At 44.3% G+C, this 19644-nt stretch carries 19 protein-coding genes and 1 pseudogene; 10 read left to right on the top strand and 10 right to left on the bottom strand.

Annotated elements, in window-relative coordinates; genetic code table 11:
• Positions 1–46 precede the first annotated feature (46 nt).
• The 5 genes from QUB63_RS33765 (at position 47) to QUB63_RS33750 (ending at position 7552) form a co-directional block, all read left to right on the top strand.
• The gene (locus QUB63_RS33765) at positions 47–484 is read left to right on the top strand and encodes a cupin domain-containing protein (RefSeq protein WP_332949766.1); all 438 of its coding nucleotides are present in this window, start codon (positions 47–49) and stop codon (positions 482–484) included.
• Positions 485–945: 461 nt separating this feature from the next.
• Positions 946–4467, top strand: coding sequence for a hypothetical protein (locus QUB63_RS33760; RefSeq protein WP_332949751.1), 3522 nt, complete (start codon positions 946–948; stop codon positions 4465–4467).
• 403 nt (positions 4468–4870) lie between these two features.
• Entirely contained in the window at positions 4871–5122 is a 252-nt protein-coding gene (locus QUB63_RS35270; RefSeq protein WP_442921787.1) for a transposase, read from the top strand.
• 2 nt (positions 5123–5124) lie between these two features.
• On the top strand, positions 5125–5373 hold the full coding sequence (locus tag QUB63_RS33755; protein WP_332949750.1) for a hypothetical protein: 249 nt from the start codon (positions 5125–5127) through the stop codon (positions 5371–5373).
• Between the two features lie 127 nt (positions 5374–5500).
• Positions 5501–7552 (top strand): bifunctional 3'-5' exonuclease/DNA polymerase, encoded by a 2052-nt coding sequence (locus QUB63_RS33750; RefSeq protein ID WP_332949749.1) that lies wholly within the window; start codon positions 5501–5503, stop codon positions 7550–7552.
• 112 nt (positions 7553–7664) lie between these two features.
• On the opposite strand, the gene QUB63_RS33745 is transcribed toward QUB63_RS33750, so the two are convergent.
• From QUB63_RS33745 to QUB63_RS33735, 3 genes are all read right to left on the bottom strand, one after another.
• Complete coding sequence (locus QUB63_RS33745; protein WP_332949748.1) at positions 7665–9101, bottom strand: NCS2 family permease; 1437 nt, start codon at positions 9099–9101, stop codon at positions 7665–7667.
• Between the two features lie 34 nt (positions 9102–9135).
• The gene (locus QUB63_RS33740) at positions 9136–9399 is read right to left on the bottom strand and encodes a hypothetical protein (protein WP_332949747.1); all 264 of its coding nucleotides are present in this window, start codon (positions 9397–9399) and stop codon (positions 9136–9138) included.
• 83 nt (positions 9400–9482) lie between these two features.
• A complete protein-coding gene (locus QUB63_RS33735; protein WP_332949746.1) occupies positions 9483–10190 on the bottom strand; it encodes an aromatic ring-hydroxylating oxygenase subunit alpha in 708 nt (235 codons plus the stop codon).
• A gap of 135 nt (positions 10191–10325) precedes the next feature.
• Between QUB63_RS33735 and QUB63_RS35265 the strand changes: the two are divergent.
• Positions 10326–11254, top strand: a pseudogene (locus QUB63_RS35265) (ISAs1 family transposase).
• A 242-nt stretch (positions 11255–11496) separates the two neighbouring features.
• On the opposite strand, the gene QUB63_RS33720 reads toward QUB63_RS35265, so the two are convergent.
• The 3 genes from QUB63_RS33720 to QUB63_RS33710 form a co-directional block, all read right to left on the bottom strand.
• Positions 11497–11832: a XisI protein gene (locus QUB63_RS33720; protein ID WP_332949745.1), complete on the bottom strand. Its 336-nt coding sequence runs from the start codon at positions 11830–11832 to the stop codon at positions 11497–11499.
• A gap of 116 nt (positions 11833–11948) precedes the next feature.
• Entirely contained in the window at positions 11949–12236 is a 288-nt protein-coding gene (locus QUB63_RS33715; RefSeq protein WP_332949744.1) for an element excision factor XisH family protein, read from the bottom strand.
• Positions 12237–12748: 512 nt separating this feature from the next.
• Positions 12749–14437, bottom strand: a complete 1689-nt coding sequence (locus QUB63_RS33710) for an ATP-binding protein (RefSeq protein ID WP_332949742.1) — start codon at positions 14435–14437, stop codon at positions 12749–12751.
• Positions 14438–14598: 161 nt separating this feature from the next.
• Between QUB63_RS33710 and QUB63_RS33705 the strand changes: the two genes are divergently transcribed.
• From QUB63_RS33705 to QUB63_RS33695, 3 genes are all read left to right on the top strand, one after another.
• Positions 14599–15321 carry a hypothetical protein gene (locus QUB63_RS33705; RefSeq protein ID WP_332949741.1) on the top strand — a complete coding sequence of 241 codons (723 nt, stop codon included), beginning with the start codon at positions 14599–14601 and terminating at the stop codon, positions 15319–15321.
• Between the two features lie 280 nt (positions 15322–15601).
• On the top strand, positions 15602–15961 hold the full coding sequence (locus tag QUB63_RS33700; RefSeq protein ID WP_015179737.1) for a hypothetical protein: 360 nt from the start codon (positions 15602–15604) through the stop codon (positions 15959–15961).
• A gap of 181 nt (positions 15962–16142) precedes the next feature.
• Positions 16143–16664 carry a hypothetical protein gene (locus QUB63_RS33695; protein WP_332949740.1) on the top strand — a complete coding sequence of 174 codons (522 nt, stop codon included), beginning with the start codon at positions 16143–16145 and terminating at the stop codon, positions 16662–16664.
• 247 nt (positions 16665–16911) lie between these two features.
• Here the strand turns inward: QUB63_RS33695 and QUB63_RS33690 are convergent, their stop codons facing one another.
• The 4 genes from QUB63_RS33690 to QUB63_RS33675 all read right to left on the bottom strand — a co-directional run bounded on the left by QUB63_RS33690 (position 16912) and on the right by QUB63_RS33675 (position 19201).
• Entirely contained in the window at positions 16912–17532 is a 621-nt protein-coding gene (locus QUB63_RS33690) for a Uma2 family endonuclease (protein ID WP_332949739.1), read from the bottom strand.
• Between the two features lie 43 nt (positions 17533–17575).
• Positions 17576–17941 carry a hypothetical protein gene (locus QUB63_RS33685; protein WP_332949738.1) on the bottom strand — a complete coding sequence of 122 codons (366 nt, stop codon included), beginning with the start codon at positions 17939–17941 and terminating at the stop codon, positions 17576–17578.
• A 100-nt stretch (positions 17942–18041) separates the two neighbouring features.
• Positions 18042–18773, bottom strand: a complete 732-nt coding sequence (locus QUB63_RS33680; RefSeq protein ID WP_332949737.1) for a transposase — start codon at positions 18771–18773, stop codon at positions 18042–18044.
• A 194-nt stretch (positions 18774–18967) separates the two neighbouring features.
• Positions 18968–19201: a hypothetical protein gene (locus tag QUB63_RS33675; RefSeq protein ID WP_332949736.1), complete on the bottom strand. Its 234-nt coding sequence runs from the start codon at positions 19199–19201 to the stop codon at positions 18968–18970.
• Positions 19202–19379: 178 nt separating this feature from the next.
• On the opposite strand from QUB63_RS33675, the gene QUB63_RS33670 reads away from it, so the two are divergent.
• Positions 19380–19598 (top strand): hypothetical protein, encoded by a 219-nt coding sequence (locus QUB63_RS33670; RefSeq protein ID WP_332949735.1) that lies wholly within the window; start codon positions 19380–19382, stop codon positions 19596–19598.
• Positions 19599–19644 lie beyond the last annotated feature (46 nt).

Below are 19644 nucleotides of genomic sequence, written 5' to 3'. Positions count from 1 at the left end.
CGAAAATAGGAGGAAACCACTGATGATAATTACCAACTCTCGTTGCATGATTCTCGTTGCCAAGTCTCCCCAAGAATACCAAGCTTATCGGATTAGTCCCGATTCCAGTAATAAGTTAGCGAACGCCTTCGATCCGCTCAAAGATAAAGTCTCATTTACCTGCTGTGTCGAAATTTTCGATGTCGGCGGCAAGACACCTCCCAACCGACATATGTACGCAACGGAAATGTTTTTCGTTCTCAACGGAGAAGGACGGGCAACTTGTGATGGCAAAACTATCCCCATTCAGCAAGGTGATAGTCTTTTGATCCCTCCAACTAGCATTCATAGTATTGAAAACACGGGTGAAAGTCGCTTGTATACCCTGACGATTATGGTGCCAAATGAAGAGTTTGCCGAACTGATTCGCAGTGGGACACCAGCAGAACTGGATGAGGAAGATTTAGCTGTGCTGCGAGGAGAAGCTTCACCAGTTTTATCTTAGTGCTGCCCTAAAGGATGAAAGGAAATGTGGTTGTAGAACTTCGCGAATCCACGAACAAAGGGCTAACAGCCAATCCCAATACGCTTGGGTTAAAACTATTTATTCCTCGGAGATCCCCCTCGCATACCCCCTACTCGACCCCTACTCCCCTTAAGAAGGGGAGTAGGGGTTGACTTTGAGTAAGTTCTTGTCCCCCCCTTGGGAAGGGGGGTGCCAGGGTGATCGAGCTTAACTGAACCGTATTGCAGCCAATCCCACAAGAGAATCAAAGATAAGCACTGTCGGCATACAACAAAGTTAAATTTTGCAGCAATTTTAGGGACTGATTTGACGACAATTCCAACTTACATCCAACTTACAGACGGCAAACTATGTGTGGTAATTTTGGTTTTTTAGGTAAACGAATTCCCTCAGATGACAAAGGGCTTCTGCCAGCAAGAGTTGTGGAAGTGTTTCAACAAATGGGGCGTGAAACTGAGATCCGGGGCGAACAAGCTGGAGGTGGATTCGTTTTGACTCGCGACAAAGACGATCGAGTTGTAATTGTTGGTAAAAAAATCCTGAATCAAAAGCGAGACAATCTGACACAATCCCTGGAAGCCGCCTTTGCTGCGGTAAGACGCCAAGCTGTCTTGGAAGGCATAAAGCCGGCATCAGTTGTAATGGGAGTATGGCATTATCGCTACGGTACCAGTAGCCCGCCCGCTATTGTGGAAACCCATTGGCATGAGTGGATGCCAGCAAGAGAGGCGGCTGTTTGGCAATTTGAAAACGGAAAATGGTTTTGTAGCACAAGAAATGTCAATCACCGCATCACTCACAACGGCGATTTTGATGCTTGGAGGATCTTTGGCAAACAGATTGACAACGCTCAATTAGGCTTGTGGTTAGAAAGAGTATTGCACACCCCCAATGACACGATCGGCGATTCCCCTAAAATCTCAGGAATGATGGATTTATTGATCGCGCAAGGGATGTGGGATGCTTCAGTAAGATTGGCTTACCAGCTTGAGGTGGCTGAGTCGATCGAGGAGGCTTTTGACGGGCAAGAACCTGCGAAAAATGCGCCCAATACCGCTCCTTCCCAGCAAGTCCTGAGTGAATGGGCCCAGATATTCGAGAAGGTTTGGCAACAACACATTGACGCAAAGCTTTTATCCAGCAAAGAAGACTTGGCGTTGCTGAATGCAAGTATGATTTTTGTCTGTAGGGGTAGTGCCCCCGTGCCTACCCGTCAGCATTTGGGGCAACCACGGGGGGATTGCCCCTACGATTTCATACCCCCATTCAGCAACGCCGAAGACTTAAGCGATTTTGAACATCAGGTGTGCCAGGAAATCAGTCAGAACACCTCGATCGCTCAATGGTCCGATCGTCCAAGGACTGCTTTTGTCAAAGCGGCAGTGGATGCTTTTTTGCACAATGATTTGTATCGGGCAACGCAACTGTTTATGTCGGGGGCGCAGGGTAGTTTCGGCTTGGTGACGGTCTCAACATTGTCCCAGGAAAATCTGGTGTTGAGTTCCCAAGGTCAGCCGATGACGATCGGTTTCAATTTGCCAGAAGAATACATGGTCTATGCGTCGGAAGCCGCCGCTGTTAATGCTGTTTTGGTGGACGCGCCAAAATCTTACCGTGTAGATTTAGACCAAACAGCGGGAGAAATTGCCTTAGTCGGCACGAATAAGATCGCTGTTTATTCGATGAAAGCCGATCGCGAACTGCTTGAATCAGAGCTAGAAAAGCGATGGATGCCGGTGCAGGGTAACTCACACATTCAGCGCCCTCAAGCCGAAACCAAAGACCCTGTGAAGAGTGACATTCAGGAAATTCCGCAAGTGCTGGGGGCGATCGCGGCATCCTGGAAAGATCCGGCATCTTTTAACTACCAAAGTGCAGAATATCTGGCAGATATCTTAATCGAAAAGGTTAAGGCTTTTGAAAAAAAGCGCCAAAAAAAGTTCAAAGCAGGACTGGTTGGTGAATTGGGGGAATTGCAGACGGTCGATTTTTTGATTGTGGGCATTGAAAATAGCCTGTGGCTGGGCGAAAGATTCGCTCAGGATTTAAAGATCGTCTTTCCCCTGTTGAATATCAAGGCGCTGTCTGCAAACCAGGTTTTGAGTCAATTGCAGCATGACGCTCAAAGTCTGCATTTAGGAAAAGACTCGATCGTGCTAGCAATCAGTCAGTCCGGTCAAACCTTTCCGACTTTGCAGGCGACCAATGCCTTTGACAAGTTATACCAGAGTGGGGCGATCGGCGGGCTATTTATCCTGACTGGGGAACTCAACAGCTTGATGGGAGCGACGATCGCTCAATCTTACGCTCCTGGAGCAGCTTTTAGCCGCAGAATTTTTACCAATGGCAGCGGTCGCAGGTCTACCGAACCTTCCACCGTGACAGTCGCCGCCGCTCAACAAACCCTGACAGAGCTTTTGTTTCACGTTGCTTTCCGCATCAGACAAGCGTTTCCTGACTCAACTCCTTTGGGGATGATGCTGATGCCAGAAAGCCTTTCAATTCTAATAAGAATCAAGGCAGATTTTCTAGATCGAAGAGTTGCTTCGATCGCTGGAATTACTGCTAGTGGAACCGCCATCAAATCTTCAGAAAATCAACAACTGGTGAGCATCGGTCGCAAGTGGGCGCTCCATGTCACCGAAGCTCCTCTCGCCTGGGGAATTCATGCTCTATATGTCCTGATAGTTCTTGGCTGGACAATTCCATTTGGATACACAATTCCAGTCACTCAAACGGTAGTCCGCTTAATTCTCTTGGCAGTTGGTAACCCGAGCAACTTGTTGTTATTGAACCTGCTTAACCCGGCTTTCATCCTGGCGGATATTGGTATCGCTATCTTCGGTCCCTGGCTGTGGACGCTTGGGCTCCGTTGTTTTCAGGGCAGGGAGCCTTTAGCGCGTACAGGCAAAAGAACTTTAGTCATTGGAGATGTACCTTGGGTTCATCAACTATTGGAATCGTATGTCAGCAAACTCTTTTCTCTAAGTTACGGGATTGCTTCTTTGGAAGTGCATGGAGGGAATCCCCAAGACCATCTGTTGCATAGATTTGGACATCGAGTTGTCAGAGGCACTTTGGTTTTTCTGGGTGTGCCCGACGGCGATCGCAGTCGGAAGCTAAAACAGGATCGAGACGCTGCAATCATGACGGGCAAACAAGCCGATGGTGTCAGAAACCTCGGTGTGGGAGCTGAAATTGTTGCTGTCGGACACAATCGGGAGATCGAAGATAAAGGGTTTAATGATGCGATCGTTTTGGAAACTAAAACCAATTCACGTAAAACAGCAAAGCTGCCGGCGGATCAACAAGCTGCGATCGAGGAATTGAGGGAATCCCGTTTTAATTCATTTGAACGCTTGTTAGCAAGCTACGTAATTTTTTGGGCGTTAGCCAAAAAGGTAGCCTCATTTCCTTTTCTGGGATATCAGCATTGGAAGTCTCAAAGTAGAACCAGAATCGGGACCACCGCTGCACCCGTGTCAGGGATTAACTTGGATTTGACTGACGCGAAAGCAACTCCTCCGACTCAGGCAGTATCCGCTGCAACTTATCGCCAGCCGCTTCTGCTTTCTGTTGCTCCAAATACTCAACAGATAGCAGATGCACCGACACACATCGATGTTCCCTTGATCGGCAGATTGAATGAACTAGCTTTTGCGCGATCGCAAAGCAATCCAAAAGAGTTTCTTTACCGCATTCCAGCGTTGGGTGCAGGTGTTATTAACAGATTGAATGAACCAGCTTTTGCGCGATCGCAAAGCAATCCAAAAGAGTTTCTTTACACTGGAACAGTGTTAGGTGCAGGTGTTGCCGATAAGAACGTTGGAGTTGGCGTTCTTTGGGGTATTAAACCTCAACAGAAAATTCAAGGCTCTGCTGGATGGCTACCCCACAATAATTTGGAACTTGGAACTCTTGTTCCCAAATTCAACCTGCGAACGAGAAAACAAGAAAACTAGAGGCTCTGCCTCGGCTGCTGCTGCTAAATGCTCTGCGATCGCCCAGCATTTAGCGGCTTCCATACCTATGTTGCGATCGCTCGAATCGATTGAGCCCTAGTGCGATCGGTTGTTGTTCATTTGTAACCCTTGCCACCCTACTTATAGAACCCATTTGACATCTGTTCGCGATCACCCTTCATGTGAGGTCGGCTCAGCCACGGGCGATCGGCTTCACAGTAGTCGCCCCCAAAAGCTCTTTTTTGAAGTCATTCAGTTTAAACCATCGCCTGGACAGATTTTCTAGTTGGTTGTCCCCCATCATGTTTTGAGCTAAAATTACCATCAAAACACCCTCAAGCCGTCATGCCATATTCTAGTAACCTAACGGACTCCGAATGGTTCATCCTGGAACCTCTACTACATCAAATATTACCCATTAAAAAGCTGTCCTCGTCCACCCAACTGGACAAAAATAGAAATCCTGGATGGCATATTCTATCAACTCAAAAATGGTTGTAATTGGCAAGATTTACCAAAAGACTTACCCCCCTACTCAACTGTATACTGGTATTACAAACAGTGGCGGTCAGAAGGAGTGATTGAAGAACTGATGACAGTCCTACATTCAAGGGTTCGCGAGCCGGTAAAAAAAAACCGAAGTGGACTACGTTAATCATGATTGACTCACAAGCCGTGAAAAATACCTGTAATGCCAGTATTGAATCGAAAGGGTATTGTTTTTATAAATCTACCACTGGTATTAAAAGGCATCTGGCTGTTGACACGCTTGGTTTTCCCTTTTTAACTCACTGCACAAAAGCTAATTTATCCGATGATGCAGGTTTGATTGAAATGTTAAGTAAAAATATAGATTATTTCAGATATAAACCAGTTAATATCCCCAAAATCACCATATTTGATTGAGTAAGGGTGACAAAGTTTCCCATTCGGCATCTGTGAGATTAGTAGAGTATGGCATCATCCGATCGGAGTATTTTGATGGTAATTTTACCCCAATTACTCCTGTTACTCATTACTCATTACTCATTATTTGGTCAAGATTGCGCTGCTTCAACTCGATCAAGTTCATTTTTCCAACCGCGATCGCGTTGAAGCAGCGCTGAAAATTTTTGGCGATCGTGCAATGAAACCGCTAACCCCACAAGACATCCTCAAGCGTTACTCAAAACACCGGACAGCTATTGACAGCCCGGGTTCCTTTTACTCTCCTTTAGAAACGGAAGTAATGATGAGAGCTAATCCGCCCCTTAATCCTGAAATATTAACAACTATTCCAACTATTTTGACCGATAAAAATCAAAAATCTCAGTTGCAAGCTACACTTAAAACTCCTTACCAACCGATCGATACTGCTTTCAATCTTGAAACAGCCCTGCAACCATTCCAACAAGCAAAAATCATCGGTATAGACTGCGAAACGACAGGGCTTGACCCCTACAAAGCCAAAATTAGATTGTTACAACTTGCCATTCCCGGCCATCCAGCGATCGTTGTAGATTTATGGGCCATTGAACCGAGTTCCCTCGAACCATTACGCTTGCTCTTAGCCAGTCCTACACTCAAAGTAGGTCACAACCTCAAATTTGAATGGCAAATGCTCGCTTTTGCCGGACTGGAACCATCCAAACCCTTTTTCGATACCTATCTGGCTTACCGAGTGCTGACGGCGGGACTAAAATGCCATTTGTCTCTAGAGGCTGTCACTGAGAATTTGTTGAAAGTAAAGCTAGACAAAACGCAGCAAGTTAGCGATTGGTCGGGAAATTTAACACTCGCTCAACTGCAATATGCTGCTACCGATGCTGCAATTTTACTCCCGCTGGCTGCTGCTTTGCAACAAAAATTGAAAGCTTCTAAGCTTTGGAAAACTGCTTTACTAGAGTTTGCTTGTCTGCCTGCGGTGGCTTCTATGGAACTCAACGGAATGCTTTTAGATAGAGAACAGTGGATAGTTTTGGGAGTGAAGCTCTGTCATCAACGCGACTCTCTTTTAAAACAAATTAATTTGCAACTCCATCGACCTAACCCTCATCAACAAATCTCTCTGCTGCCAGAATTTACGGATACAATTAATCCTCGCTCTCCCAAGCAAGTCTTAGCGGCTTTGCAAGAAAAAGGCATTCCTGTTACTTCCACTAACTCTCAACATTTAATTCCTTTGCAAAGCGAGTATCCCGTTATTCAAGCACTGTTAGAATATCGCAGCTTATCTACTCGTATCGACACTTTTACTCTGGGTTTACCAGAACACATTCACCCGATTACAGGACGCATTCATCCCAATTGGTTTCAGATTGGTGCTAGATCAGGACGGTTTAGTTGTCGAGAGCCAAATTTAACGAATATCCCCAGAAATAAGCAAACCCGACAGTGTTTTAAAGCTGCACCCGGTTACGTCCTGCTCAAAGCCGATTATAGCCAGATTGAACTGCGGATCATGGCGAAGGTTTCCGGCGATCGCACGATGGTCAAAGCTTACTCCAAAGGGGAAGATTTGCACTCTCTCACAGCTTCCTTGGTGCTAGCAAAACCCTTATCGGAAATTACTCTCGAAGACAGACAGCTCGGCAAAATCATTAACTTTGGTTTAATTTATGGCATGGGAACACAGAAATTTAAGAATATGGCTCAAGCAGAGCATGAAGTCACTTTAACGCTGCAACAAGCTTCACACTTTCGTAAGAAGTTCTTTGAATCCTATACAGGTATCAAACAATTTCACAGCCTAGTTCGGAGCGCCTGGAGCCGAGGTATTCGAGAGAGTCGGACAGTCTTAGGCAGAAGGAGATTATGGTCAAAAGATACTAAACCGCTACTTAACGAAATGCTAAATAACCCAATTCAAGGGATGAGCGCTGACATTACTAAACTCGCTCTTGCTCTCATTTTTTCACCTCTAAGCTGCACGGATGCTAAACTGATTTGTGTGGTTCACGATGAAATTTTAATTGAGTGTCCTATCGAAGAAGTAAAGCCCGTTAAAGCAATGCTTAAAAAATGTATGGTGAGAGCCGGGAATAAATTTCTCTCTCCGATTCCTTGCGAGGTAGAAATTAAAGTGATGGAAAGTTGGGGAGGATAAACCCGTCCGACCCCACGAAAAATCCCCTGATTGACATTGCTGCAAGATATCAGAGAGATCGAACTTGATATAAGTGATTCAAACCTAGCAGTTGGATCTCGCCTGAGTCGGCTCAGGCTGCTGAATGATGAAACCGCAGCGACATAAAGATGAACCGAATCACGAAGATGCCCGCCACGATCCAAGTTCCGCCAGATACTTCCTTGGCTCTACCTTGGCAGGTTTTCACAATCGGATAGGCAATAAATCCGATCGACAACCCTTCCGCGATCGAATACGTTAATGGAGTCAGGAAAATCGTTAGAAACGCTGGAATCACTTCCGACATATCATCCCAAGGAATTTCTTTCACCTCAGCTAACATCATCGCGCCAACAATCACCAGCGTCGGCGTCGTTGCAAAAGCCGGAATCGCTTTAAACACCGGAATGAAAAACACCGACAGCGCAAATAATCCTGCCACAACTAAAGCGGTAAATCCAGTTCGACCGCCTTCGGCAACGCCTGCGACCGATTCAACATAAGCCGTCACGCTCGATGTACCGAATATCGGACCGATTGTGTTGCCAATAGCATCTGCCATCAGTGCTTTATTGGCACGCGGCAGCTCACCATCGGGTCCGATATAACCAGCCCGCATTCCGACACCGGTTAACGTCCCGATGGTGTCAAAAATATCAACAAACAGAAACACAAATAGCACTGCAATCCAGTCAATAAAATTCTCGGAGTTCAGATTAGCAATTCCCAGAAATGCTTGACCAAAAATGTCTTTTGGCAGTGACGGCAGCGCAAACAATCCTTGAGGTGGGGGTGAAACCTTGAACAGCCAAGCCCAAATTGCAGTTCCAAAAATTCCAAATAGTAACGCACCTCTGACGCGCCGCACCACCAATCCGGCTGTAATCGCTAAACCCGCCACAGCCAGTAGCGTGTTCGGTTCTGCTAAGCTGCCAAACGCCGTTTTTGTGGCTGGATTTGCCACAATCAATCCGGCCCCCCCATTAACAACATCCCCTGACATCCCGATGTAGGCAATAAACAAGCCAATCCCACCTGCGGTTGCGTGCTTGAGCGACTTTGGAATTGCCGCGATCAATAACTTACGTACATCTGTCAACGTCAGAAGCATAAAAATTAATCCCTGAACAAACACGCATGACAGTGCCAACCGCCAATCGATTTTCAGTCCGATTACAACTGAAAAAGCAAAAAAGGCATTCGTTCCCATTCCAGGCGCGAGCCCGAACGGGTAGTTTGCTAAAATTGCCATGCAGAAGGTTCCAACTGCCGACGCCACAGCGGTTGCTACAGCCAATTGCGAAAACAAATCTCCAGGCTGTTGTAGAAAAATCGCGTTTGACAGAATAATCGGATTGACAACTAAGATGTATCCCATCGTCATGAATGTGGTGATACCCGCGAGCGTCTCTGTTCTGAAATTGGTTCTGTAGAAATCAAACTGAAAGAACTCTGCCAGTGCTGCTTGCCAACCTGTGTAGGATTGCTTTGGTGGAATTGGTTTTTGAAATTCTAAATCAGCGCTCATGGTTTGGACCTGCGAAATTTAATTGAGATAGGAGTTAGGCGGTAAACGATCGTCCTAGACCCAATGCTGCCAATCTTTTGCGATAGACGATCGAGCTTTTATCCCCGGCAATGTGGACTTCATCTTGCAGCGCGATCGGTAAATCTTCGGGATACTGTTCTTCAACAATGTCCTTATCTTCGCCAAACACTTGATGGTTAAAGTCCAGCGTGTCTTGCAGCGGTGCATCTTTGTCAAAATTGCGGCCTCTCGGCACTACCCAAGCGCGTTTTGCCGGCTGAAACCGGACAGGTAGCATTCAGGATGTGTAACTGCCCGTTCCCAAAGGTAACGCTTAACTTCGCTGTGAGCTGCAGCCACACTTCAAACAATCGACGCCACTTAAACCCAGGCGGACTCAGATGCTTTAGGTTGTGCCGATAGTTGCTCGCAGTGCTGACATCCTGTAGCGTGAAACCCGTGCGGTAGTCGCTCAAGGGGATAATCTGGCACTTCTGGATTTTCGCACTCGCCAAAGGATTCGGTGTGAACAAACGCAAAATGACTCACATCTAGAAAGCCTTCGACTTGATGACCTGCGGCAGCTTCGTGAGCTACGCTGGCTGGCAGAACCTGAATATAGTCTGGATCGTTCCATTCCTGAAAGTATGGAAAATGCACCAAACCGTTATCCACGAGCCTTACCCACACTAAACCATAGCGTGCGGTGACAGCGTAGGTCGTCAATTTCAGCCGAGCGGGAATTGCGGCATCCGGTTGAGCGGGAATACGCGTGCATTGACCGCTTTTGTCGTAGCCGACGCCGCGATCTTTGCATTGGAGTTCATCGTTTTCAACCCATCCCAAACTCAGAGGAACACTGCGATGCAAACACAAATCCCGTGCTGCAACGATCGAGCTATCGGAATGTCGAAACAGCACCAGACGTTCATCGACCAGCTTTGCGGCAAACGGTCGATCCGTGACTTCATGCGAGAACGCGATCGGATACCAAAACGGCGCAAGGGCTTTCCAATCAGTTTCACTAAAGGTGCAGTTTCGAGGCAATACAAACGCAGAATTGCACGATCGTTCTTGTGTAGTGTGCATAATCCTGTATGCGAAATACCGTTGAAGCTTAAGATATTAGAAAGCTTACTTCTGTACGATTTACTACATACCCCTCTTCTGTCACTAAGTGGCAGAGTATAATAGAGCCAAATCTCTCAAACCACGGCTGGGTCCATGGTTAAGCCTCGCGAAGCTAATTCGACATTGAAATTCATTGATGAGTATTGTCGCTCTTACAGAAATCTGTTTTCAGAAGTCAGAAGCTTTGAAGCTTTTACACATCTTCATGCTGGTATAATTTCTGATCTTAAACGTAAGACACTACCAGCCATTGCAGAGATAATGGGGCTAGAAAATGCTCAAGGGTTGCATCACTTTCTTATTCCATCACGCCAGGGAGGCTTCTGCGTAGAGAAGGCAAAGGCTTGAATTAATCTTAAAAGTTGTTATTAAGTTTAAAACTTGTTAAAGAGCGAAAAATCTTTCTCATCATTGATGAAACAGGAGATCCAAAGAAGGGAAAAGCTACAGATTATGTAGCTAGCCAATATTTAGGGCGACTTGGAAAAATTGACAATGGCATAGTGGCTGTGGTGAGCTATGGTCTAATTAGTCAAGGATTTTCAGGATTTACACATACAGCTTATTCGACCAAGAAAGAGAACAATCACGGTCGCTCAGAAATCCGAAATCATTTAATGTTAAGTGAAATCAAAGAGCTGATTGACCCCGACAATCAATGGGAGAAACTTCAAAGTATAGGTCTGATATAATCCGTGAGAATAGTGAAGGGAAAAAGAAGTATTGAAACTCGTTATTACATTAGTAGTTTACCAAATGATGCTCAAAAACTTGGTGAATCACTCCGCAGCCATTGGGAAATTAAAAATTCTTTACATTTGGTATTAGATGTGGGTTTTCGTGAAGATGATTGTCGGATTAGAAAAGATAATGCTCCGCAAAACTTTGCTATGATTAGACACATCTCGCTCAATCTTTTGAATCAAGAAAAGACCTCAAAAACTAGAGCCAAAAATAAGCGACTTAGAGCTGGGTGGGATGATGACTATTTGACAAAGATTCTCGCTGTTTCAGTTAACTAAATTCTCACAAATAACTCATTGCTAACTATTATACAACTTGTAAATAGTGGTTGTAAGCTTTTTATTATCTAAAAATAGGCAGCAAGTAACAACCACCATTAATCAGTTACTGTTTTCTCTAAAAAGTCATTACAAAGTGTGTCTGTAGCTTCTTTGAATGGTGAATTTATCTCAAAATATACTCACCACTGGTGAACAGTGTTCAATAAGATGCGTTCCCCCTGGGTGATTGACTTTTTAGCTTAACAGACCGCGAAATCTGTATGTTGTCTAATTTCCGGGGGATGAAATGCCAGTACAATGTCACTTTTTGGAACACCAGCAGCCAACAAATCAGTTGCTATTCCGTCTTCTGTTCCATCTCTTTGAATCCAGATTTTACCATTAATAATTTCAAGGTGAACAATGCAGCCATGATTTCGCACATCTTTTTCCCATCCTATTGTTAGCAGTAAATAATCATTGGAGTCTTTGCTAATAATGAGTTTGGATTCCAGGTTATTGTATGAATATGGAATTTCTGCATATTCGCTTAAGATTTTTTCAATGATTTGTCGGTAATTATCTAATTTATCCATTGTACGATTTCCTCTTTTGTAGGGTCAAAAACAAGTTAGCGCAGAGAGTTTTTGCGTATCACTAGAGCCCCGATGGCTTCTGAAAATATTTCTTGATAGGTGGCTTGACGAATAGCTCAATATAGCAATCGGTCATTTTCGACTTCTTCTAAAATATTCAAGTAAACGATATACTGCCCTAATGCAGTTTCTAAATCGCTCACTTGGGAAAGACTCACGAAACTTTTAATTTCAACGGCTATTTTTTGTTCACATCTTTCGGCAGCTAAAAGTTTCGTGCCTCCTAAGTCTACAAATAGTTCTCGGAACCCCCATTTTAGTTTGAAAGGATCGTTTGTAATTGTCCATCCGTCTTTTTCCAGAGCTTTTTTGACACGAGCGTGATAAATATCTTGGGCTGGCATATTCGTTTGAGGTTATAAGTCTGAGCCGTGTAAAGGGCTGTGTTGATTAAACTTGTTTTCATGGCTTGAATTTCCGAAGTCGCCTCAATTTTATTATCTTTAATTCTAGCTGTTACGTCAAGTCGCTTGACTGATGAGGTGACAATACCCTCCAAACATAGACAAAATAAAGCATATAACCCAATACGGTTCAGTTAGTGCTCTTAAACCAATTTGAACACAGTTTTTTTGAAAATACAGGTATCTTTTAGAAGTCAGATTCTTAACAGAACCGTATTGGGACATAACCCTCATACCCCCATATGCTTTAGTTAACGTTTTTTGTCATTGTTCGCTGTGAGCGTAGCGATCTATACATGAAAGCAATCACAGTATCTGTTTTTCAGAGGCTTTTGCCTCCTAGACTGTCTTATCCCAAGCGTATTGACTCATACCATTTTCTCCCGAATGCCAACTTATTACGTTTTATTTTCTTTTTAGCTGTTAAGAAAGCAGTGAATTCTGCATCTAGATTAAACAGCGTCATCTTCGCTCAAATCGTAAGTAGGGGGCTTATACTCAAACAGTTCTTGTTCGCACGCAGCAAACCTGGAAGTGTCGGAACTGGCTGTGGGACGAGCATAACTAGCTTGGTTCCGAATCCCCTGGATATCTTCAGAAGAACGCTCAGACGACAGCACAAACTGAGTTCTCTGATAACGCAAATGGCCCAATTCAATTTTACCCGGTCGCCCTTCACAATAGGCTCGTTGGGCACAGCGTTTAACTGCGATCGCAATTTCAGCACTCGTTGCTCCCGCATAATCAGATAGTAGCGAATACCACTGCCTGTCGCTCCAAAGGTTCTCTTTTCCTTCCCCAAATTGCTCTGGGAAATACTTAGCCAAATGCAAATTGAAAATCTCATAGCGAGCGCCGCTGTGTGGCAAATCCACAAACCAGATTCCGCCGTCGTCAAATCTGCGAATAAGTTCAGCCGGCAGCATTTCTAAACGGTTAACAGTAGCTAACATTAATACGGGGCTTTCATGCTCCTGCATCCATGTGAGCAATTTCTGTGACAGCCGCCTAGCTGCACCGCCGTCAGCATTTGATTCCCAGCCAGAAAAACCCTTATCAAAATCGTCAAAGAACAGCACGCAGCCGCCCAAATTATCGGCTGTATCCAGCATTTTGTTGAGAGCGCGATCGGGATTAGAGGAGCCTAGAATATTGCCCCAACTTGCTGCTAAAAGCGCATAACCTAGCTTCTTCGCAGCTAGCTTCGCACTCAAACTTTTGCCCGTCCCCGGCGGTCCCCACAGCAGCATTCCTTTGGGAGGTCTGAGGTGATATTTCTTGGCATCAGCTTCTGACAGCTTTACGACTTCGTTCAAATAAGCGTCTAATAAATCTAAACCGCCAGCATGAGGCACGTCTGGAGAAGCAATGAACTCCAACCCCTGGTCTCGAAGTTGCGATATTTTATGCTCTAATACCAACTGTGCGATATGGACAACTGAAGCGGTCATAGAGAGCGATCGTTCTAACACCAATTCAATTTCAGCAGTTGGCAGCCCTAGACTAGAAACAGCCAGCCGTTTTTTAGCAGCTACCGCATCCGAATCCCAATCAAGGGAACAATTGCGATCGCAAAAATTATCTACAAGAACTTCGACTTCAAAACGATCGGGTAACGGACATTTGAGTAGAGGAATTAATGGACTTAGCTTTGATGGCAATTGGATGTACTCGCCCAGCAGTACCCAATATTGGTCGGCCCAACGCCCTTTCAGCTCAAAGAATGCGTTAGCCAATTGAGAATAACGGCGGACAAGAGGCTGTTCGGTACTGTCTGATTCCAAAATATCCTCTAACAAAAAGATACCGGGGCAGTCATTTTCCAGCAGAAATTGCAGGACATCACTCTCGACAGATAGCTCAGTTTTGCATAGGACACATTCACTATTATACATCTGGGAAATATCTGAAACGCTTGTCATGTCTGAATGACCACCTAATTTCGGGAGATGTTTATCCAAACACCGCACCTGTTGAAGAGTTGCATAGCCTGGATTCCAATAATAAACAGGTAAACAACACTCACTGGCGTACTGATGAAATGATGACAAGATTTTTTGGCGATCTGCACTGTAATATTCAATGGCAACTATGGGAGTTTGAATGACTCTTAACTTAGACCAAGTATTGCAAACTTTCATGAGTTGATACAACTAAATAGACGAGGTTTAATATAATAATTTAACTAAGGTAATTAAAATTTAACTTCCTGCTAATGAGCGAAATACGCCCCTCAACTGGAGGGGGTAATTGTGCCTAACGGCACTCATAAATTGATGTTAAGCAAGTTAAATTGTCAATCATGGTCACAGCTAAAAAACAAACCGCAGCCACTCCTATTCGCTCTCAGTCACCAGTGCCTGCTAAATCTAAACCGTCTGAAAAGCAGAACAGTCAAACAGTCGGCAGTAACAATGGAGCCAAATCAAAACCTCAATCTAACCTCAGCCCGGAGCAACTTGCTGGCGAGCTAGTCAAACAGATTCGGAATACAATTCATAAGAAGTACGGTGTGACAATTCAGCGTCGCGATAGCCGTATTTCGACAAAGGTTGGCCACGCAATTCGCGAAAAACTGGGATTGGATATTCAAGCTCAGTTGAATAAGCGCAACGGTAATGGCAATGGTAAAAAGTTCGACTGGCAAGAGTGGAACAATACTGTGTTTCCCAAGCTAGTTGGCCGACCCGATGAACTCAAGTATGATGTCGAAGTTGTTGCCTTAGCGATGAGCCAACTTTACGATACAATTGCTGACAACCCACAAGCTGCCATTGCCGATTTAATGGAGTTCAATGCTCAAAGCTTAAAGCGTCGCAACGAGTTAGCTAAATCCTCTGAAGAAGATACTGAAGAACTCGATGACGACGACGAACTCGATGATGAAGATGATGAAATTGATGACATACTCGATGAAATTGATGAGGATGACGAAGACTCTGAAGGCGATGAGGATGAGGATGATGACGATGAGGAGGATGATTTTAGTTTAGACGAAGACGAAGAATTTGAGGAAGACGAATAATTGCTCAAGTTTGATTAGAAAGCTCTGCTGAAAAAGCAGAGCATTTTTTTGCCTCTATCGAGGCCTTTTCCACGAATCGCGATCCTGGGTTGATTGTCGCCACCGTCCGAATCAGGACGCTCTGGGAAGCATACCCAACAAATTCACAATCAAGGAAATTTTGACCTTGGTTGTGAATTTGATTTTACCGACCCACCCACCACTAATTTTTTTGAATTAATTGTAATTAGCAGACTGCCGTCGCTTTAGTTGTGAAAAAAAACACGATTGAGGGTTAATCATGGCTAATCGCAAATCCGCTCCAACTCCGATGCAAAAGCAATTTGCAGAAACTCTTGAAGAACAGCGCTTCGAGATGTTTTTGCACGTTGCCCGCGAGTTAACGGGACGTGCCAAACAACGACAGTTGCAGAAAGGTAAAGCTCTTGACTGGGAAGCATTCAATACTTGGTTTAACAAACAATATGAAGGCTACTCGGCTGACGAGATGCTTGAAGAAATCTTGAGCAACGTTTACTGGCTTTCATCTGAGCAAGCAGTGATTGACTTGCACTTCCGTTATATCGAGTCAGCCGTCAAAGCTTCTCATAAGAAAAAGGCAACTGACGATAATGAAGAGATTGATGATTTTGTCAAGTAATCAATGACGACCCCCGATAAAGGGGATAAAATCCTGCTCCAAGCAGGATTTGTTTTGCCCGCCCACCCACCGCGCCAGTTCCCTTTGCGATATTTGCGATCGCATTCTCAGAAGGCTTTAGTAATGTTTTGATATTAAACGCGAGCGCGTTTGAGAAATGTTCCACTTGCAAATTAGAATTATGTACGAACATATTCAGCATTTTCTCACCCTCACAATTGAAACTGTGGTAATTTTTGGTTATGGTGGCTTAATTGTTCACTATATCGCTACGCTGTTAGCATCGAAGCGGATGAATCCTTCTGAAAAACTATCAGCAAAACTTGCCCCAGATTTTGTGCCTCTTCTCAATGAAATTGCTTCCTTTCCTGCTGTTGCCGAATCGGCAGCAACTCAAGAACCCACAGAAAAACAGCGCCTCACCTCTTCGCTACAAGTTAAAGCCGAATTTGCTTCTAATATTGAACTTGATACCGAAACATTAAATCTACCCTTCATTCAAGTCGATAGCCTGACTCTTCGACAATGCCACACCGTTATTCGAGCGCTCAATTCCACTCTCCCACGAAGTGAGCATATTCGCCTGAAACTCAACAAAAAAGATGTGCCAGCAGATTCGTTAAAATTTCAAATCAAGAAGCACTTTGAGCATCGACCGCAGCAAGTTGTCTCCCTAATTGAGCAAATTTTAAGAGCTAGTTAAAATGCTCCGAGAATCAACGACTAAATTAGTGTTCTTTTTCAAAAAAACTTTTGGTAACGAGTTGATAGAAAGTTTTTGTGAATGAACCTTCCTTTTCCTGACCAAGCTATTAGTTACTTTCTTCAGCGCCAAGGGGAATCAGACCCTTGCCCATCTGTTCGCTCAACTCGTTGAGACTCAATCCCCGTTCAATTGCGATCGCACCGCACGAATTTCCTCCATCCTACCGACGTTACCTAGATCTAAGCTACATAGCAGCATATCTGCCAGCAGCGAAGATTTTTTGTGCGGTTAATTGCAAGTCGGGAAAGATTGATGAAATAAGCCGATCGTCATTTTGAAACAACTGTTTTTGATACTCGTCTTCTCGCAGCGTACAAATTGTAACTGTTGGCTGTTTGGGTTTGCCAATATATTCTCTGCCGCCAATGCCCAGATAGTCAACAATCCAATACTCAGGCACTCCTAGTATGGCGTAATCTTCAACTTTGCGAGCGTAATGGTTTTGCCAGTTGGTGCTAACGACTTCAGCAATCAGTTTAATTGAGGAAGCTGATGTAATTACAGGTTCTTGTTGCCACAAAGGTTCATTAATTAGTCGAGTTTGGTCTAATACAAGCACATCGGGGCGAAAGGCTGTTGCTGTTCCTAATAGTTTGATGAGACAGCGAGGGGGGATAAGGTAGGGTAGATCCAGGCGGTCAATTTCTACATTCAGTTTTCGTCCCAAAAACCCGGATACTTGTTCGTGCGGCCCTGTTGGTTCCATTTCGGTTAATTCACCATCAATCAGTTCGTAGCAATCGCTGTCGCCGTAGTTTGTAATAAATTCATCGACAGTTATAAGTTTTGGAGGTGATTGAACCATTATATTTTTTCCTGATACATTTCTGGGGGGGTGACAAAGAGGTCTACGAAATAGACTGTATAAGGGTTGCAGCCCGCATACCTTGTTGATAAAAGCGGCGTTTAGAAGGAGTTAACTTCATTAACTGTTCCACCTCCAAAGAATATTGTTCTAGATAATTAACCCACTTTTCTCCATCTAATCCAACACCAAATGTACTCCGTCTGCGATATTTTTTCTTTGGTTCTTTGCGACGAGATACATATTTTTGTACCTGCTTTTTCTTCAGTTCAGTGCCTTGAAATATTGCTGAACTGTACGCCAATGTCATGAGCAGAATCATGTTAATAAGTCGGTTCCCTTTGAGGCTTGTTCCTTCAATATCATAGCCTCCTTTTTTACAGTCTCGAAACATTTTTTCAATGCCCATCCGCTGCTTATAAGCATTGATGGCTGCTGGCAGTGAGCGTAAATCTGTGAGAATAAACCAAGCTTCTTTAACTTGATATTTCCCCGAGTTCCTTCTCCACTTACAAGCCAGAGCAAATCCGGTTAGAGGCCCGTTTTTTCCTCACTCTTTTTCCTTGAAAATACAAAGAAGTTCCTGGTACTATCCCTAATTCATCCAGCCGTTGCCAAACTAAATGTTCTGTTTCGATACAAAGATTCTTTTTCAGTCTTAAGCAAAAAGACACACCCTTTTCCTTAAGCCAGTTTGCCAAATCAACAGAACAAAATTCACGGTCTCCTAAAAGGATGACTTTATATTCTGAAAATAATGGTAAAACTTGCTCTAGATTGGTAGTCTGTGACTCGAAGGTACTATTTCCTAATTTTGGCAACAGTGACCAGTATAATGGAATTGCTCTTCGCGGACTGATCGGGCTAACCATAAAGAGATTAATGCACCCCCATTGACTGCGGTCGATTGCAATTGATAAACGAGTACCAATGGGGCAATAAGTGGTCAACCAATAAGTAATTAAGGGCAACCAAATTAATGAGATAGTTAAATTTGGTAAATCCAGAAATCTTTGTAGTTTTCTGCGCCTACTTTCCGTTGTTATTGGATAAGGAAATACCCGTGCCAGTCGTTCTAACCTCACTTGTTTTTCTGATTGCATCACAGATAGTAAAGTTGTCATTACAAGAAACTGAGCTTTCGTCAGTTGTTTTTTTAAATGAGTCTGGTAAAATGTTGGTATCATTATTTTTTGGATAGGCAAGCGTGTAACAATTATGCTGCCTATTTTTTTGAGCACACATTGGCTCAATCCTCACCACCTCTAGGTTTCAGGCTGGTTGTCACCCCCCCAGGATACATTTACACGACACAATACCGTAAATTATAAGGACTTTGCAGAGAAAAAAACACCGTCATTACTATCAATAAAACTTCTAGTAACGAGTTGATAGAAAGTTTTTTTTATCTAACCTCCCTTTCCATATCTGGCGATTAGTTACTTTTTTCACCATTGCCAAGGGGAATCAGACCCCGGCCAATCTGTTCTATCAACTCGTTGAGACTCAATCCGCGTTCAATGGCGATCGCGCGAATTCCCTCCCATCCCACCGACGTAACCTGGATATTTCTTTGCTTCTTGGGTTCTTCATAGCGAGGTTGTCCCCCAGAGCGGTTGAGGTTGGCTAACGAGTTGGGATGAGGCTGGATTCCTTTACTAGGTGGCATAGCGTCGATAGCATTTCCTTTTTTTAACTATTTTCGCATTTTCTGGAGGCTTCTCGACGATAACTATGTTAGTGTTGAATAGTTCAAGGAAATTTCTGCCCGCGCGTAGCCGCTTGCGGAGCACAGGAGTCAGCGCGGGCGAGCCTTGCATTCAACAAACTCGCCAGGAATACGTCAAATGCAATCAGGAGCAGACGATCGGGAGCCGCAAGCGTTAATTGTTTTGCCGGGGGGTATTGAGCGGTGTACTACCTCCTGTGCTGCGAAACAACTGCGAATCGATCCTGAATTCCAATCTCTCATTCCTCCCCTGAGTAAAGACGAAAAAGCTGCCCTGCAAGCAAGCATTCTGGAGGAAGGATGCCGGTGCGATTCGTTGAAGCGTGAATCACGGTGAAAGCCCGTACATAGCCCTTCCAGCCACAAGGCTGAACTCTCGGTCT

This window comes from Microcoleus sp. ARI1-B5, from assembly GCF_036705795.1.
Lineage (GTDB): Bacteria > Cyanobacteriota > Cyanobacteriia > Cyanobacteriales > Microcoleaceae > Microcoleus.
This window is presented reverse-complemented; position numbering and strand designations above follow the sequence as displayed.

Coding starts and splice junctions, on each gene's coding strand:
- QUB63_RS33765 (WP_332949766.1), top strand. CDS start 47: ATGATTCTCGTTGCCAAGTCTCCCCAAGAATACCAAGCTTATCGGATT.
- QUB63_RS33760 (WP_332949751.1), top strand. CDS start 946: ATGGGGCGTGAAACTGAGATCCGGGGCGAACAAGCTGGAGGTGGATTC.
- QUB63_RS33755 (WP_332949750.1), top strand. CDS start 5,125: ATGATTGACTCACAAGCCGTGAAAAATACCTGTAATGCCAGTATTGAA.
- QUB63_RS33745 (WP_332949748.1), bottom strand. CDS start 9,101: ATGAGCGCTGATTTAGAATTTCAAAAACCAATTCCACCAAAGCAATCC.
- QUB63_RS33740 (WP_332949747.1), bottom strand. CDS start 9,399: ATGCTACCTGTCCGGTTTCAGCCGGCAAAACGCGCTTGGGTAGTGCCG.
- QUB63_RS33735 (WP_332949746.1), bottom strand. CDS start 10,190: ATGCACACTACACAAGAACGATCGTGCAATTCTGCGTTTGTATTGCCT.
- QUB63_RS33720 (WP_332949745.1), bottom strand. CDS start 11,832: ATGGATAAATTAGATAATTACCGACAAATCATTGAAAAAATCTTAAGC.
- QUB63_RS33715 (WP_332949744.1), bottom strand. CDS start 12,236: ATGCCAGCCCAAGATATTTATCACGCTCGTGTCAAAAAAGCTCTGGAA.
- QUB63_RS33710 (WP_332949742.1), bottom strand. CDS start 14,437: ATGAAAGTTTGCAATACTTGGTCTAAGTTAAGAGTCATTCAAACTCCC.
- QUB63_RS33705 (WP_332949741.1), top strand. CDS start 14,599: ATGGTCACAGCTAAAAAACAAACCGCAGCCACTCCTATTCGCTCTCAG.
- QUB63_RS33700 (WP_015179737.1), top strand. CDS start 15,602: ATGGCTAATCGCAAATCCGCTCCAACTCCGATGCAAAAGCAATTTGCA.
- QUB63_RS33695 (WP_332949740.1), top strand. CDS start 16,143: ATGTACGAACATATTCAGCATTTTCTCACCCTCACAATTGAAACTGTG.
- QUB63_RS33690 (WP_332949739.1), bottom strand. CDS start 17,532: ATGGTTCAATCACCTCCAAAACTTATAACTGTCGATGAATTTATTACA.
- QUB63_RS33685 (WP_332949738.1), bottom strand. CDS start 17,941: ATGGGCATTGAAAAAATGTTTCGAGACTGTAAAAAAGGAGGCTATGAT.
- QUB63_RS33675 (WP_332949736.1), bottom strand. CDS start 19,201: ATGCCACCTAGTAAAGGAATCCAGCCTCATCCCAACTCGTTAGCCAAC.
- QUB63_RS33670 (WP_332949735.1), top strand. CDS start 19,380: ATGCAATCAGGAGCAGACGATCGGGAGCCGCAAGCGTTAATTGTTTTG.